This is a genomic window from Cellulosimicrobium cellulans, from assembly GCF_001722485.1.
GTDB classification, from domain to species: domain Bacteria; phylum Actinomycetota; class Actinomycetes; order Actinomycetales; family Cellulomonadaceae; genus Cellulosimicrobium; species Cellulosimicrobium cellulans_A.
Genome location: NZ_LWGL01000086.1, coordinates 1 through 13,994, shown reverse-complemented (window position 1 = coordinate 13,994; position 13,994 = coordinate 1). Strand labels below are relative to the sequence as shown.

The 13,994-nt window shown below is 75.3% G+C and carries 15 protein-coding genes and 1 pseudogene; 5 read left to right on the top strand and 11 right to left on the bottom strand.

The features are described from left to right. The 5 genes from JZ5iCDA_RS10745 to JZ5iCDA_RS10725 all read right to left on the bottom strand — a co-directional run. Positions 1 to 1,287 (bottom strand): UDP-glucose dehydrogenase family protein (locus tag JZ5iCDA_RS10745; protein ID WP_069387166.1); only part of this gene is annotated, 1,287 nt, incomplete at its 3' end. Further along, the gene (locus JZ5iCDA_RS10740; protein WP_083259894.1) at positions 1,284 to 2,312 is read right to left on the bottom strand and encodes a UDP-glucuronic acid decarboxylase family protein; all 1,029 of its coding nucleotides are present in this window, start codon (positions 2,310 to 2,312) and stop codon (positions 1,284 to 1,286) included. The genes JZ5iCDA_RS10745 and JZ5iCDA_RS10740, both read right to left, overlap by 4 nt. Continuing rightward, on the bottom strand, positions 2,309 to 2,596 hold the full coding sequence (locus JZ5iCDA_RS10735; RefSeq protein WP_069387169.1) for a hypothetical protein: 288 nt from the start codon (positions 2,594 to 2,596) through the stop codon (positions 2,309 to 2,311). Before JZ5iCDA_RS10735 ends, JZ5iCDA_RS10740 begins: the two co-directional genes overlap by 4 nt. Before the next feature lie 181 nt (positions 2,597 to 2,777). After that, the gene (locus JZ5iCDA_RS10730; protein WP_069387165.1) at positions 2,778 to 3,380 is read right to left on the bottom strand and encodes a flavodoxin family protein; all 603 of its coding nucleotides are present in this window, start codon (positions 3,378 to 3,380) and stop codon (positions 2,778 to 2,780) included. Between the two features lie 84 nt (positions 3,381 to 3,464). Next, entirely contained in the window at positions 3,465 to 4,079 is a 615-nt protein-coding gene (locus JZ5iCDA_RS10725; RefSeq protein ID WP_083259893.1) for a DUF305 domain-containing protein, read from the bottom strand. Between the two features lie 142 nt (positions 4,080 to 4,221). On the opposite strand from JZ5iCDA_RS10725, the gene JZ5iCDA_RS10720 reads away from it, so the two are divergent. Continuing rightward, positions 4,222 to 4,743 carry a DUF421 domain-containing protein gene (locus JZ5iCDA_RS10720; RefSeq protein WP_069387164.1) on the top strand — a complete coding sequence of 174 codons (522 nt, stop codon included), beginning with the start codon at positions 4,222 to 4,224 and terminating at the stop codon, positions 4,741 to 4,743. Then, on the top strand, positions 4,740 to 5,150 hold the full coding sequence (locus tag JZ5iCDA_RS10715; RefSeq protein WP_069387163.1) for a DUF6766 family protein: 411 nt from the start codon (positions 4,740 to 4,742) through the stop codon (positions 5,148 to 5,150). The genes JZ5iCDA_RS10720 and JZ5iCDA_RS10715 overlap by 4 nt, the downstream gene beginning before the upstream one ends. Positions 5,151 to 5,180: 30 nt before the next feature. Here JZ5iCDA_RS10715 and JZ5iCDA_RS10710 read toward each other — a convergent pair whose 3' ends face one another. The 3 genes from JZ5iCDA_RS10710 to JZ5iCDA_RS10700 form a co-directional block, all read right to left on the bottom strand. Beyond that, positions 5,181 to 5,597, bottom strand: coding sequence for a CBS domain-containing protein (locus JZ5iCDA_RS10710; RefSeq protein ID WP_139123067.1), 417 nt, complete (start codon positions 5,595 to 5,597; stop codon positions 5,181 to 5,183). Positions 5,598 to 5,686: 89 nt separating this feature from the next. Continuing rightward, positions 5,687 to 6,376, bottom strand: a complete 690-nt coding sequence (locus tag JZ5iCDA_RS10705) for a GAF and ANTAR domain-containing protein (protein WP_171905355.1) — start codon at positions 6,374 to 6,376, stop codon at positions 5,687 to 5,689. 2 nt (positions 6,377 to 6,378) lie between these two features. After that, positions 6,379 to 7,158 carry an ANTAR domain-containing protein gene (locus JZ5iCDA_RS10700; protein WP_083259892.1) on the bottom strand — a complete coding sequence of 260 codons (780 nt, stop codon included), beginning with the start codon at positions 7,156 to 7,158 and terminating at the stop codon, positions 6,379 to 6,381. 202 nt (positions 7,159 to 7,360) lie between these two features. Between JZ5iCDA_RS10700 and JZ5iCDA_RS10695 the strand changes: the two genes are divergently transcribed. After that, a complete protein-coding gene (locus tag JZ5iCDA_RS10695) occupies positions 7,361 to 8,965 on the top strand; it encodes an ATP-dependent DNA ligase (protein WP_069387160.1) in 1,605 nt (534 codons plus the stop codon). 9 nt (positions 8,966 to 8,974) lie between these two features. On the opposite strand, the gene JZ5iCDA_RS10690 is transcribed toward JZ5iCDA_RS10695, so the two are convergent. The 3 genes from JZ5iCDA_RS10690 to JZ5iCDA_RS18880 form a co-directional block, all read right to left on the bottom strand. After that, positions 8,975 to 9,346 (bottom strand): fluoride efflux transporter FluC, encoded by a 372-nt coding sequence (locus JZ5iCDA_RS10690; protein ID WP_069387159.1) that lies wholly within the window; start codon positions 9,344 to 9,346, stop codon positions 8,975 to 8,977. Beyond that, complete coding sequence (locus JZ5iCDA_RS10685) at positions 9,343 to 9,783, bottom strand: fluoride efflux transporter FluC (protein ID WP_069387158.1); 441 nt, start codon at positions 9,781 to 9,783, stop codon at positions 9,343 to 9,345. Before JZ5iCDA_RS10685 ends, JZ5iCDA_RS10690 begins: the two co-directional genes overlap by 4 nt. A gap of 109 nt (positions 9,784 to 9,892) precedes the next feature. Continuing rightward, positions 9,893 to 12,463: a family 43 glycosylhydrolase gene (locus tag JZ5iCDA_RS18880; RefSeq protein ID WP_069387157.1), complete on the bottom strand. Its 2,571-nt coding sequence runs from the start codon at positions 12,461 to 12,463 to the stop codon at positions 9,893 to 9,895. 261 nt (positions 12,464 to 12,724) lie between these two features. Here JZ5iCDA_RS18880 and JZ5iCDA_RS10675 point away from each other — a divergent pair, with 261 nt between their 5' ends. Together JZ5iCDA_RS10675 and JZ5iCDA_RS10670 are read left to right on the top strand one after the other, a co-directional pair. Next, a complete protein-coding gene (locus JZ5iCDA_RS10675) occupies positions 12,725 to 13,600 on the top strand; it encodes a DUF4397 domain-containing protein (RefSeq protein ID WP_069387156.1) in 876 nt (291 codons plus the stop codon). Continuing rightward, positions 13,597 to 13,994, top strand: a pseudogene (locus JZ5iCDA_RS10670) (class F sortase); the annotation flags it as partial. The gene JZ5iCDA_RS10675 and the pseudogene JZ5iCDA_RS10670, both read left to right, overlap by 4 nt.

Genomic DNA, 13,994 nt, shown 5'->3' with positions numbered 1-13,994 from the left:
GGCCGCGCGCCACGCGGCGAGGTCGAGCGCGTTGCGCGTGTCGACGAGCCGCGCCGACCGGGCGACGCCGGCCAGCGCCGCAGGGTCGAGCGCGCGGTACTCCGGCCACTCCGTGGCGAGCACGACGACGTCCGCACCCGTCACCGCCTCGGCGACCTCCGTCGCGTACCGCAGCTCGGGCGCCGCGGCCTGCGCGAGCGCGATGGCCTGCGGGTCGGTGACGACGACGTCCGCCCCCTCCCCCGCGAGCCGGCGCGCGAGGTCGAGCGCGGGCGAGCAGCGCACGTCGTCGCTGTTCGGCTTGAACGCGGCACCGAGGACGGCGACGCGCCGGCCGGCGAGCCCGTCGCACGTCGCGCGCACGAGCTCGACGGCGCGGTCGCGGCAGCGGTCGTTGATCGCGTCGACCTCCCCGAGGAAGGCCACGGCCCGGCCCACGCCGAGCTCCTCGGCCCGCGCGGAGAACGCCCGGATGTCCTTCGGCAGGCAGCCGCCGCCGAAGCCGAGGCCGACGCCGAGGTAGTCGCCGCCGATGCGCGTGTCGTAGGACATCGTGCCGACGAGTGCGACCGCGTCGCCGCCCGCGACCTCGCACACCTCCGCCATCGCGTTGGCGAAAGAGATCTTCGTCGCGAGGAACGCGTTCGCGGCGACCTTCGCGAGCTCGGCGGTCGCGTAGTCCGTCACGACCCGGGGCACGTCGTCGGCGAGGAGCCGCGCGTAGACGGCGTCGAGCCGCCCCGCCGCGCTGGTGGCGTCCGGCTCGCCGCCGGCCGTCTCGTCGCGCGGCACGCCGTAGACGAGGCGGTCGGGGTGCAGCGTGTCCTCGACCGCGTGGCCCTCGCGCAGGAACTCCGGGTTCCACGCGAGGCGCACGCCGTCGGGCAGCTCGGCCGCGAGCCGTGCCGCGGTGCCCACGGGCACGGTCGACTTGCCCACGACGACGTCGCCGGGCCGCAGGTGCGGGCGCAGGGCCGCGAGCGCCGCGTCGAGGTGGTGCAGGTCGGCCACGCCGCTGCCCGCCGACTGCGGCGTGCCGACGCACAGGAAGTGGACGTCGGCGCCCGCCGCGTCGGCGGCGTCGGTCGAGAAGCGCAGGGTGCCGCGGCTCGTGCCCTCGGCGAGGAGGTCCGGCAGGCCCGGCTCGTAGAACGGGGCGCGGCCGGCGTTGAGCACGCCGACCTTCGCGTCGTCGACGTCGATGCCCACGACGTCGTGGCCGAGGTGCGCCATCGCGGCGGCGTGGACGGCGCCGAGGTAGCCGCAGCCGTGCACGGAGACCCTCATGACGCCTCCCCCGCCGCGACGGTCGCACGCTCCCGGTCGTCGGGCGCGTCGGGGCGGTCCTGGGGCCGCGAGCGGAACCACGCGACCGTGCGCGCGAGCCCGTCGGTCCACGACGTGCGCGCGGTCCACCCGAGCTCGCGCTCGGCGAGCGTGGTGTCGGGGCGGCGACGCCGGGGGTCGTCCTCGGGCAGCGGGATGCGCACGAGGGGCGCGTCGGAGCCGGTGGCGGCGAGCACGTCGCGCGCGATCTGCTCGACCGTCAGCTCGGTCGCGTTGCCGAGGTTCATCGGCCCGGTGTGCCCGCTCGCGGCGAACGCGAGGAGGCCCTCGACGAGGTCGTCGACGTAGCAGACGGACCGGGTCTGGGACCCGTCGCCGGCGACGGTCAGCGGCTCGCCCGCGAGCGCCTGCCGCACGAACGTGGGGACCATGCGCCCGTCGTGCCCGCGCATGCGGGGGCCGTAGGTGTTGAAGATGCGCACGATGCCGGTGTCGACGCCGCGGCTGCGCCGGTAGGCGGTGGTGAGGGCCTCGGCGAACCGCTTGGACTCGTCGTAGACGCTGCGCGGACCGACGGGGTTGACGTTGCCCCAGTAGTCCTCGCGCTGCGGGTGCACCTCGGGGTCGCCGTACACCTCGGACGTCGACGCGAGGACGAACCGCGCGCCGGCCCGCTCGGCGAGCTCGAGGGCGTTCCGGGTGCCGGCCGAGCCGACGAGCAGCGTCTCGACGGGCATCCGCAGGTAGTCCACCGGGGACGCGGGCGAGGCGAGGTGCAGCACGAGGTCGACCCGGTCGGGCTCGGGGACGTCGAGGCCCGCCGAGACGTCGGCGCGCACGAGCGTGAAGCGCGGGTCGTCGCGCAAGGCGGCGACGTTGCGCTCGTCGCCCGTGGACAGGTCGTCGACGCACACGACCTCGGCACCGGCGGCGACGAGCGCCTCGCACACGTGGCTCCCGACGAACCCGGCACCGCCCGTGACCACCGCGCGCCGCACGGCGCGCGGGGACGTCACGGCGCTCACCGGCGCACGAGCTTGAAGAAGGTGCTGCCGCCTCCACCGGACCGTTGCGCCTGGTAGAGGAACGCGAGGCCCGAGCTGTCGAACTTCTCGAACCACTCGTCCCACGACAGGTGCTCGAGCTCGTCCTCGCCCGCGCCGCCGGGGAAGTCGATGCGCAGGACGCCGGCGTCGTCGTCACCGCGCTCGGTGCCGCGCACGCTCGCCGGGGTGCCGTCGTTCTCCTCGACCCACTTCCGGATCTCGTCGTGGTCGGTCGTCGTCCTCGTCTCGGACTTCTCAGCCATGATCGCCTCCTGGGACGCGGTGCGGTGGCCGACGACGCCCGGCGGGTACCGTGCCGGGCGGCCCGGGTGCGGACCACTGCTCACGCTCGTGCTCGACGGGCTCGTTGCTGGACCCGGGCACCGCCCACGCTGGCACGGGCACCGGGTGCCCGCACGCCGAGCCGCGGGGCGGAAGCGCAGGTCAGGACGGCGCCGGCACGGGACGCTCGGCGAGCGCCGTCGCGACGGCGTGCAGGTTGTGCGCCATGAGCTGCGCGGTGTTGCGCGCCCACTCGTGGCCGTGGCCGGTCTGCACGTAGTCCGGCCCCGGCCCGGGGCCCTGGTTCCAGTACACCCACGACTGGCCGGGGATCGTGTAGCCGATGTCGACGAGCGCGCCGGACACCTCGGAGATGACATGGTGCGCGCCGTCCTCGTTGCCCGTGACGACGACGCCCGCGACCCGGTTGTACGCGACGGGCGTGCCGTCGTCGGCCGTCTCCGACAGCATCGCGTCCATGCGCTCGAGCATCCGCTGCGCGATCGACGACGGGCGCGCGAGCCACGTCGGCGTGAGCACGACGAGGATCTCGGACTCGAGCAGCTTGTCGTGGATCGCGGGCCAGCCGTCGCCCTCGCCCAGGTCGGTGACGACGCCGGGCGGCACGTCGTGGTCGACGAGCCGCACGTGCTCCACCTCGACGCCCCGGTCCTGCAGCGACTCCGCGACCACCCGCCCCAGCGCCTCGGTGTTCGACGGCTCGGGCGACTTCTTCAGGGTGCAGCTGATGAACAGGGCCTTCATCGGTACCTCCGCGACGGCGTGGTGGCCTCGTCTCGACCTCTCGTCACCGTAACGCGGGGTCCGGCGGCCCGCCCGAGCGCCCGCTCAGGACTCGTCCCCGGGCCCGAGGTCGGGCACCGGGCGCTGCGTCGCCTCGACCGGCGACGTCACCTCCCCGTTCTCCGCGATGTCGGAGATCAGCCACTCCATCTCCGCGATCTCGCGCCGCTGCGCCTCGACGATCTCGTCCGCGAGCTGCCGGACGCGCACGTCGTCGATGTCGGCGCGCTCGCTCGTGAGGATCGCGATGGAGTGGTGCGGGATCATCCCCTTCATGTACGCGCGGTCGTCGACGAGGGCCTGCGTCCGTGACAGCGCCAGGGCGCCGGTGCCGACCACCAGCGCGACGAGGACGATCGCGACGTTGACCCGCACGTCGCGATACATGTGCCCCCACATGAAGCCCAGCATGATGATCGCCATCGCCGAGCCCATGAGGACCGCCATGTAGACGCGCTCCTCGCTGAACCGCACGTGGTCGAGCGCGAACGCGTTCGTGTACGTCAGCCCGAACATGACGACCGTCGAGGCCGCGATCATCGCCGCGAACCGTCCGTACACGCGAAGGCGGCCGCCGCCGCCCTGGCCCCCCGCGTCGTGCCCGTCCGCTCCTTGGCCGCCCGCGCCCTCGTCGTGCGTCGCGCCGTGGTCCTGCGCCATCCGTCGTCACCGTCCTCGTCGGGTCGTGCTGGTCGGTCGGTCGTCGCGACCGTAGGCACCGCGCCCCGCGCCCCGCATGGCGAGCGGTGCCGGGGTGCCGCACGGTGGGCGGGTCCCGGGACGCCGAGGAAGGAGCACCGCCGTGTGGTTCGACGCGTGGTCGCAGGTCATGAGGGTCGTCGTCGTCGGCGCCGCCGCGTACGTGTGGCTCGTCCTCGTGCTGCGCGTGTCCGGCAAGCGCACCCTGGCGAAGCTCAACGCGTTCGACCTCGTCGTGACGGTCGCGCTCGGGTCCGTGCTCGCGACCATCCTGCTCACCGCGGACGTGTCGTGGGTGGAGGGCGCAACCGCCCTCGCGACGCTCGTGCTGCTGCAGGCGCTCGTCTCGTGGACCTCCACCCGGTTCGCCCGCGGGCGGTCGGTGGTGACCGCGAGCCCGTCCGTGCTCCTTTGCGACGGCCGCCTCCTCGAGGACGCGCTGCGGCGCAACCGCGTCACCGCGTCGGAGGTGCGGCAGGCGGTGCGCAGCAACGGGGTCGGCGGCCTCGACCAGGTCGCCGCCGTCGTCCTGGAGAGCGACGGCACCCTGTCCGTCGTCACGCGGAGCCAGCTGGGAGACGGGTCGGCGCTCGCCGACGCCGCACGAGAGGGGAGCACGTCATGAGCGAGAGCACCGCCGACGAGTCGAAGTCACGCCCGCGCTTCCACCGCGCGTACTCCTTCGCCCTCGTCACCGGGGCCTTCTTCCTGCTGTCGTGGATCGGCCAGTTCGTGTTCCAGGCCATCACCGTCGGCAACGAGGCGAGCGAGCACGGGTCCTCGTTCACGTGGTCGGAGTTCTTCCCGCAGTTCCTGTCCTCGACGTTCGAGAACTGGCAGTCGGAGTTCCTCCAGCTCGTGTGGCAGGCGACCGGCCTCGCGCTGTTCTACTACTGGGGATCGTCGCAGTCGCGCGAGGGCGACGAGCGCGTGGAGTCCAAGCTCGACGCGCTGCTGCGCGAGCGCGGCATCGACCCCACCGAGATCGACGCCGACGTGCGGGCCGCGGCCGAGGGCCGCACGCGCCGGTAGCCCGCCGGTCGCCAGCCGGTAGTCCCGGTCTCAGCGGTGCGGCGGTCCCCCACGGACGTCGGTGACGCCCGGGTCGGCGTCGAGCGCGGCGGCGAGGTCGCCGATCGACACGATCCCGACGACGACGCTCCCGTCGAGCACGGGCACGCGCCGCAGGCCGGCGGCACGCATGACCTGCACGGCGTCCGCCACGGGGTCGTCGGGGGCGACCGTCGCGACGCGCCCGCTCGTGACCTCCCGCACGTGGGCCTCGCCGTCGAGCCCGTGGGCGACCCCGCGCACGACGATGTCGCGGGCCGTGACGATGCCCGTGATCTCCCCGTGCGCCGCGACGAGGAGGACGTCGACGCCCTGCTGCGCCATCGTCTGCGCGGCCGAGCGCAGCGTGGCGTCCTCGTCGATCACGGTCGGGGCGGGCGTCATGTGGTCGGACACCGTGCGGCGCACCGTCGCGCTCCTCTCGTCCCCGGGCCGACGCCCGGCCCTGCGTCCCCCCACGGTGCCCTCGCCGCCGTCCGTTCGCACCGCGACCGGCGTCACCCGCTCCGCACGGCCTTCGCGACGACGACCTCGGCCGTCGCCGTCAGGCTCGCCCCTCGGCTGCGCTCGACGAGCACGTCGTACGCCGCGCCCGGGTCGACGCCGAGCTGGTGGGCCAGGACGCCCTTGGCGCGCTCGACCACGGCGCGCCCCTCGAGCGCCTGCTCCACGCGGCGGCCGACCTCGTCGTCGCCCAGCGCACCGGGCTGCACGACCGCGAGCGCCGCGATGTCGGCGAAGGACTGCCCGAGCGCGTCCTCCTCCGCCGAGAACGGCCTCTCCTCCTCGCCGAAGAGGTTGAGCCCGCCGAGGGCCCTGTCGTGCCACAGCAGCGGGAACGCGTGCACGGACCGGAACCCGGCGTCGACGATCGCCGGGCCGACCGCGGGCCACCGGCCCCGGATGGCCTCGGCGCCCGTGCACGAGACGCGGGAGACCTCGCGGACGGTGTCCACGCACGGGCCCTCGTCGACCTGCGACTGGTACAGCTCGAGCTCCTGCTCCCGGTGCGACAGAGCGCTGAGGAGCTCCAGCCCGCCGAGCGGCCCCGTCACGAGCACCGCCGCGCCCGCGACGGGCAGGAAGGCCACGGCGTCCCGCAGGAGCTGGGCGACCAGGTCGGTCACCTCGTGGTGCCGCAGGAGGGCCGACGTGCTCTCCGCCAGAGCCTGTGTCGGGGTCCGCACGGTCACGACTCCTCCTCCTCGATCGTCCGGGTGGGTCCGGGAGCCTGCGCGGCGAAGGACAGCTGCCGGCCGATCACGCGCTCGGCCACCTGTTCCAGTGTCGCGCCGCCCGCGTACGCGTGGGCGCGCAGGAGCACGAGCGCGTCCTCGGCGGGCAGGCCGAGCTGCGCGATGACCATGCCGGTCGCCTGGTGGATCCTCGCCCGCTCGCGCCAGCCGGGTGCCGCGGCCGAGAGGAACTGCCGGTCCCCGAGCAGGGACGCCCCGACGGCGTCGGCGAGCCGCCGCGCGTCCTCGAGGCCGACCGCGAGACCGCCGTCGGTCGTGTAGCACGTCAGCACGCCGATCGGGTTCCCGCCGGGCCGCATGGGCAACGCGTACACCGTGACGGGCGCGGCGACCTCCGCCGCCAGGTCGACGAACATCGGGAACGACGCCCGCCCCTCGTCGCGGTGGTGCGCGTCGTGGCGGTGCCCGTCCGCGCCGAGGCCCGCACCGTCCCGGTCGCCGATCGCCGTGACGACCACGCGACCCTCGGTGTGCGCGAGCCGGGTCGGCCCCTCGCCGAGCACCTCCTGCAGGTCCTCCAGGCTCGCCGACGTCTCGTCCGACGTGCAGACCGTGAGCCGGCCCGCGCCGGCCGGCAGCAGCGTGACGGACCCGCCGGCCGCCCCGAGCACCTCGAGCGAGGCACCGCACAGGCGGGCGGCGAGCGGCTCCACGCCGGCATGCCTCGCCACGGCGGCCGCCAGGCGCGCGAGCACGCCGGCGTCGTCAGCCATCGTCGCTGCCCCCGTCCCTCGGTCCCGCCAGTATCACCCGGCCGACGGCGCTCGCCGCGCGGACCGGACGATTGGACCTCTCTCGGCGGTGCGGGACGACGATCCCGGGGTCGAGGCGGCCGCACGCTCGAGGCGCACCCCGAGGAGGGACCACGGGTGCGCCTCGCCGGGCGGGACGGCACCCGCGACGCGAGGATGGAGCATGCTGCTCGCCGAGGTCGCCGCCACGTCCGACGCCGTCGCCGCCACCCGCTCCCGGCTCGCCAAGCGCTCCGCCATCGCGAGCCTGCTGCGCCGCGCCGCCGACGAGGCCGTCCGCTCCGGGCCCACCCATGCCGTCGGCCCAGCGCTCGAGGAGATCGAGATCGCCGTCGCGTACCTCGCGGGCGAGCTGCGCCAGCGCCGCACCGGACTCGGGTGGCGCTCGCTGCGCGAGCTCCCGGAGCCGGCCGCCGAGCCGACGCTCACCCTCGACGACGTCGACGCCGCCTTCGCGCGCATGGCGGAGCTGTCCGGGCCGGGGTCCGACACCGCGCGCGCCGCCGAGGCCGCGGCCCTCTTCGGCGCCGCGACCGAGCGCGAGCAGGCGTTCCTGCGCGGGCTCGTCACGGGCGAGCTGCGGCAGGGCGCGCTCGACTCGGTCGTCGTCGACGCGGTCGCCGAGGCGTCGGGCGTGCCCGCCGAGGCGGTCCGCCGCGCCGTCATGCTCTGCGGTGCGACCGGCCCCGTGGCGCGCGCCGCGCTCGGCTCCCCCGACCCGGACGCCGCGCTCGTCGCGCTCGCGGGATTCACGCTCGAGGTCGGCCGGCCGGTGCGCCCGATGCTCGCGCAGTCCGCGCCCGACGTCGCCACGGCGCTCGAGAAGACCGGGGCCGGCGAGGTCGCGGTCGACGTCAAGCTCGACGGCATCCGCATCCAGGTGCACCGCGACGGCGACACCGTCGGCGTGTACACGCGCTCCCTCGACGACATCACGGCCCGCGTCCCCGAGATCGTCGCGATCGTCCGCGCGCTGCCCGCCCAGCAGCTGGTCCTCGACGGGGAGGCGCTCGCCGTCGGGCCCGACGGCGTCCCGCGCCCCTTCCAGGAGACCGCCGCCCGGTCCGCTACCCGTGACGCCGGTGAGCGCACGGCGGCCGAGGAGGCGGAGCTCGCCGCGTCGCTCGAGCTGTCGCCGTTCTTCTTCGACGTGCTCCACGTGGACGGGCGCGACCTGCTCGACGAGCCGCTGCGCGAGCGGCTCGCCGTGCTCGACGAGGTGGCCGCGCCGCACGTGGTCCGGCGTCTCGTCACCGACGACGCCGAGGCGGCGGGCGTGTTCTTCGACGGCGCCGTCGCGGAGGGGCAGGAGGGCATCGTCGTGAAGTCGCTCGAGACCCCCTACGCCGCCGGCCGGCGCGGCGCGGGCTGGGTCAAGGTCAAGCCGCGGCACACGCTCGACCTCGTCGTGCTCGCCGTCGAGTGGGGCTCGGGGCGGCGCAGCGGCACGCTGTCGAACATCCACCTCGGCGCGCGCGACCCCGACGGCGGCTTCGTCATGCTCGGCAAGACGTTCAAGGGCATGACGGACGAGATGCTCGCGTGGCAGACGCAGCGCTTCCTCGCGCTCGAGACGTCGCGTGCCGGGCACGTCGTGCACGTGCGGCCCGAGCAGGTCGTCGAGATCGCGTTCGACGGGCTGCAGCGCTCGACCCGCTACCCCGGCGGCCTCGCGCTGCGGTTCGCGCGCGTCCTGCACTACCGCGACGACAAGACGGCGGCCGAGGCCGACACGATCGACACCGTCCGGGAGCTCGCGCGCGTCTGAGCGGCGCGATCAGGAGGCGAGCGCGACCCCGAGCGCGGCCGCGGCGAGCCCGGCGACGAGCATCGCCAGCGGGTGCAGCACCGCGGCGAGACCCCGCCCGGCGAGCACGAGGCGCGCGGCCTCGACGCTCGCGGTGCTGAACGTCGAGAAGCCGCCGAGGAACCCCGTGCCGAGGCCCGCGACGACCGCCGTCGGTCCCGCGTGGCCGAGCCCCCAGCCCGTGAGCAGGCCGAGCAGGAAGCACGCGGTGACGTTGACGACGACGGTGCCGAGCGGCGTCGACCACCGGTTGTGGTGCTGCACGAGGGTGTCCAGCGCGAAGCGCGACGCCGCCCCGAGGCCGCCGCCGACCGCGACGAGCACCCACGCGAGGCCGCTCACGCGGCGCTCCCCCGCCTCGTCCGGCCGGTGACGGCCGACGCCGCTACGATCCCGCCGACCGCGGCAACGATCCCCAGCACCACGCTCCCGACGGCGTAGGCCGCGCCGAGCCCGAGGTCGCCGCCCGCCGCCAGGCGCTCGACCTCGACGGCGAACGTGCTGTACGTCGTGAAGCCTCCGAGCACGCCCGTGCCGCAGCCGAGCCGGACGGCTCGCCGCCACCCGGCGTCGGGCCCGGCACGCCGCAGCGCCTCGAGCAGGACGCCGAGCAGGAAGGACCCGGCGACGTTGATCGCGAACGTCGTCCACGGCCAGCCCCCGGCGGGCGGCGGCCACGCGTGCTCGAGGACGGCGCGCGCCGTCGTCCCCAGCGCCCCGCCGAGCGCGACGAGGCCCGCGAGCGCGAGCAGGGAGGGCCGGCGGGGGTCGCGCGTCATGCGCTCATCATCGCCCCCGGCCGAGTGCTGCGTCCGCGCTCGAGCGCTGCGTCCGGGGACGCAGCGCTCGAGCGGGACCGCAGCTCTCGCCGGCCCGACGGCGACGGTGTCAGCAGGTGCGCCCCGGCACCTCCACCTGCTGCGCGTGCGGCGCGCCGCCCGGCGACGTCGCCGTCACCGTCACCGTCACCGTGCCGGCGTCGATGCCCGCCGCGCGCGACGAGAACGCCTGGTAGGCGTTGCGGCCGGGCTCGACGCCGAGGCGGGTCGTCGTGCCGTACGCGGTCTCGATCTCGACGTCGACCGGCGCGTCGCCACCGTTGGTCGCGCGGACCGCGACGTAGGCCGTGCCCGCGAGGCAGCGGCTCTCGGCCTGCACCGTGACGACCGGCGCGGGCGTCGCGTCGATCTCGAGGCGCGCGGTGCGCAGCCACGAGCCCCAGCCGTCGGCGGGGAACGAGTCGCGGAAGCGCAGGTAGAGCGACCCGTCGGTCGAGCCGGTCTGCTCGAGGAGCGTCGCGACGTCGAGCTCGCGCTCGGCACGGTTGCCCAGCGCCCGCTCCTCGCGCGTCTCGCGCAGCACCTCGACCCACGTCTCCTGGTCCGACGACGCCTCGACGAGGAACTGGTTGCCGATGTCGAGCGTGACCGTCCCGGCCCGCACGCCCGCGGGCAGCGGCACCTCGTACGTGTACGACCGGTCGTTGTCGGTGTACCGGACCCACTGGCCCGCGCCGTGCGGGCCGATCTGCGAGCGGTCGTCGGCGGCGAGCCAGACCGACTCCTCCGGCGTGCTCGGGTGCGCCTCGAAGACGTCCTCGATGACGGCGACGTAGCCCGTCCCGGCGGCGGTCCAGTCGTCCCACGACGCCGACACGCTCACCGGGTGCACCCCCTCCGCGGCACCGGAGGCCGCCGTCACCGGGAGCGTGAACGTCTCCGTCGCGCCGGCGGCGACGTCGAGCGACGTCACCGGCAGGGCGGCGGTCCAGCCGTCCGGGGCCGTCGCGGTGAGGTCGACCGTGCGGGCCTCGCCGGCCGTGTTGGTGACCGTCACGTCGAGGTCCGCCGCCCCACCGGCGCGCACGGCGCCCGCGCCCACCTCGACGCCGACGTCGAGCACGCGGCGCTCGATCGCGACGTCGTCGAAGCGTGCCGCGGAGTCGAAGACGCGCAGGCCGTGCTTGCCGGACGCGAACGTCCCGTCGGTGACGCTGATCGCGGGGGCGGTGGCGTCGCCGACGTACACGCGCAGGTTCGGCCCGACGGCGACGACGCGCAGCTGCGTGCTCTCGCCCAGCCCGGCGTCGGCGGGTGCCGTGCCGAGCGTGCTCCAGCCGCGGTCGTCGACCTTGCCGAGCACGACCTGGCCCGACGGGCGGACGCCCGCGTAGTACCCGCGGTAGGCGTCCTGCCCCGCCGCCACCTGGCTCGCGCGGAAGATCACGCCGGCGTCCCCGCCCGTGGCCGCGACCGCCGTCGGGGTGACGGTGACGCGGTAGTCGAGGTCGGCGAAGTTCGTGTCCTGGACGCTCTTGCCCTCACGGACCGACCCGACGACGTACTCGCCGCCGGTCGCCGTCCACGTCCCGCCGTGCGTGGTCCAGCCGAGGTCGTTGTCGTCCTCGAAGTTGTCCTGGACCTTCATCTCGATCGGGCGGATCGAGCCGTCCTCCTCGAAGTACAGGCGCTCGTAGGCCACCTGGCGGGAGTTGCCGTCGGTCTCGCTGAGCGGCCGGCGGTGGTAGACGATGTACCAGATGTCCGTCCCCGGGACGTTGACCACCGAGTTGTGGCCCGACCCGCGCGCGACAGCGGGGTCCTGCGCGAGCACCGTGCCCTCGCTCTCGAACGGGCCGAGCGGCGAGTCCGAGCGCGCGTACGACACCCGGTAGTCCGGGCCGGTCCAGCCGCCCTCGGACCACATGAGGTAGTACGTCCCGTTCCGCTTGAACATGAACGAACCCTCGACGTAGCCCTCCGGGGTGATCTCCTTGAACGTCGAGCCGTCGTCGTGCGTGCCGAGGCTGATCATGTCGTCGTTCAGCTCGACGACGTTCGCGTGCCCCCACCCGCCGTAGTACATGTACGCCTGGCCGTCGTCGTCGACGAAGACGTCCTGGTCGATGGGCTGCGCGCCGTTGTGGAAGGCGTCGATGAGCGGCTCGCCGAGCGCGTCGACGTACGGGCCCTCGGGCCGGTCCGCGACCGCCACGCCGATCCCGCCCAGCGCCGCGTCGCTCTGGATGTCGTTGACGCCGAAGTACAGGTAGTACTTCCCGTCGCGCTCCACGGGCGCGGGCGCCCACAGCGCGTACTCGCCCCACGAGACGTCGTCGAGGTGCAGCACGCGCTCGTGCTTCGTCCAGTGCACCATGTCCGGCGACGAGAACGCGTCGAGCTGGACCTGCTCGCCGTACGGGGCCGACGTCGTCGGGAAGATCCAGTACTCCCCCTCGTAGAACTCGACGTCCGGGTCGGCGTACCAGCCGTCGATGATCGGGTTGCCCGCCTCCGCCGTCGTGAGGTCGGGGACGACGGCGGGCGGCTCCGCGTCGAGCACCGTCGTGCCGGGGGCGGTGCCGTCGGGCGAGGTCGTGCCGGCCACGGCCGGGGCGACCGTGCCCCCGACGAGCAGCGCGAGCACCGCGGCGGACGCCGCGGCGAGCGTTCTTCTCATGCGTGTTCCTTCCGGGGCCCCGACGACGTCGTCGGGGAGCGGCCGGGCCGGGACCGCGGGCGGCGTCCGCGACTGTGCGGGCGCGACCGGACGGCAGGCCGGGGCCACGCGGTAGATGGTCGCGACCAGTCTCCGGGGGTGTGACATCGCTGTCAACACATCGCGTCGGAATCCGGTGCATCCGCGGGGGTCCTCGCGCCCGAAGTACCGGTGTCAGCAGCTCACGCGCCCGGCACGCCGGGCCCGACCCTGGAGGACACCATGCACCGCACCGCACGACGCAGCGCCGCGCTCGCGGGCGCCGCCGGACTCGTCGCCCTCGGCGCGCTCGCCGCCCCCGCGACGGCCGCCACCGCGGGGAACGCCTCGCTCTCCGTCCTGCACGGCGTCCCGGACACCCCCGTGGACGTCTGGGTGGACGACGAGCTCACGCTCGACGACTTCCAGCCCGGCGACCTCGCCGGCCCGCTCGACCTGCCCCCGGGCACGTACAGCGTCGCCATCACGGCGCCGGACGCGACCGACACGAGCGCGCCCGTCATCGGCCCGGTCGACCTGCCGCTCGAGGCCGACGGGAGCTACACCGCGGTCGCGCACCTCGACGCCGCCGGGCAACCCACTGCGACGCTCTTCACCGACGACACATCGCCGACCGCCCCGGGCGAGGGCCGGCTCACCGTCCGACACGTCGCCGGCGCACCCGCGGTCGACGTCCTCGCGGGCGGCCAGGCCGTCGTCTCCGGCCTGGAGAACCCCGACGAGTCCGTGCTCGACCTCCCGGCGAGCACCGTGTCCGCGACGATCGCCGCCGCCGGCACCACCGACCCTGTGCTCGGCCCGGCCGACCTCACCGTCGCCGAGGGCGTCAACACGATCGCCTACGCCTGGGGCAGCCTCGACGCCGGCAACCTCGCCCTCGCGACGCAGACCGTCGAGGGCCTGCACTCCGCGCCGTCCGGCGTCCCCGCCGGCACGTCCGGGCTCGCCGACACGGGCAGCACCTTCACCGTCGTCGCCATCGCGTTCGGCGTGAGCCTCGTCGGCCTGCTCCTCGTCGCCGCGAGCGTCATGCTCGTCCGCGCGCGGCGCGAGCACCACGCGACCGAGACCGTCCCCCCGACGCACCGGTCCGCATGACGACGCGCCTCGCGGCACGGGGCCGAGCGGTGCTCGTCGCGTCGCTCGCGGGGCTCGTCCTGGTCGTCGGCGGGTGTTCCCCGGCACCCGCCGACCCGCCCGCCGTCGGGGGTCCCGACCCGGCGGCGGGCGCTCCCGCCCGGCCACCTGCCCCGGGCGAGGAGCCCGGCGGGACGGACGCGGCGGCGTCGGGTGCAGCAGGGCTGCCCGACGTGCCCGTCCGTCCCGCTCGTGACGTCCCTGCACCCGCCCCGCCCGCGCCCGTGCGCGTCGTCGTCCCCGACCTCGCCGTCGACATCCCGGTCGTGCCGGAGGGCGTGGACGACCAGGGCCGCATGGCCCTCCCGGGCGACGCCCTCACCGCGGGCTGGTACCGCCACGGCCCCGCGCCCGC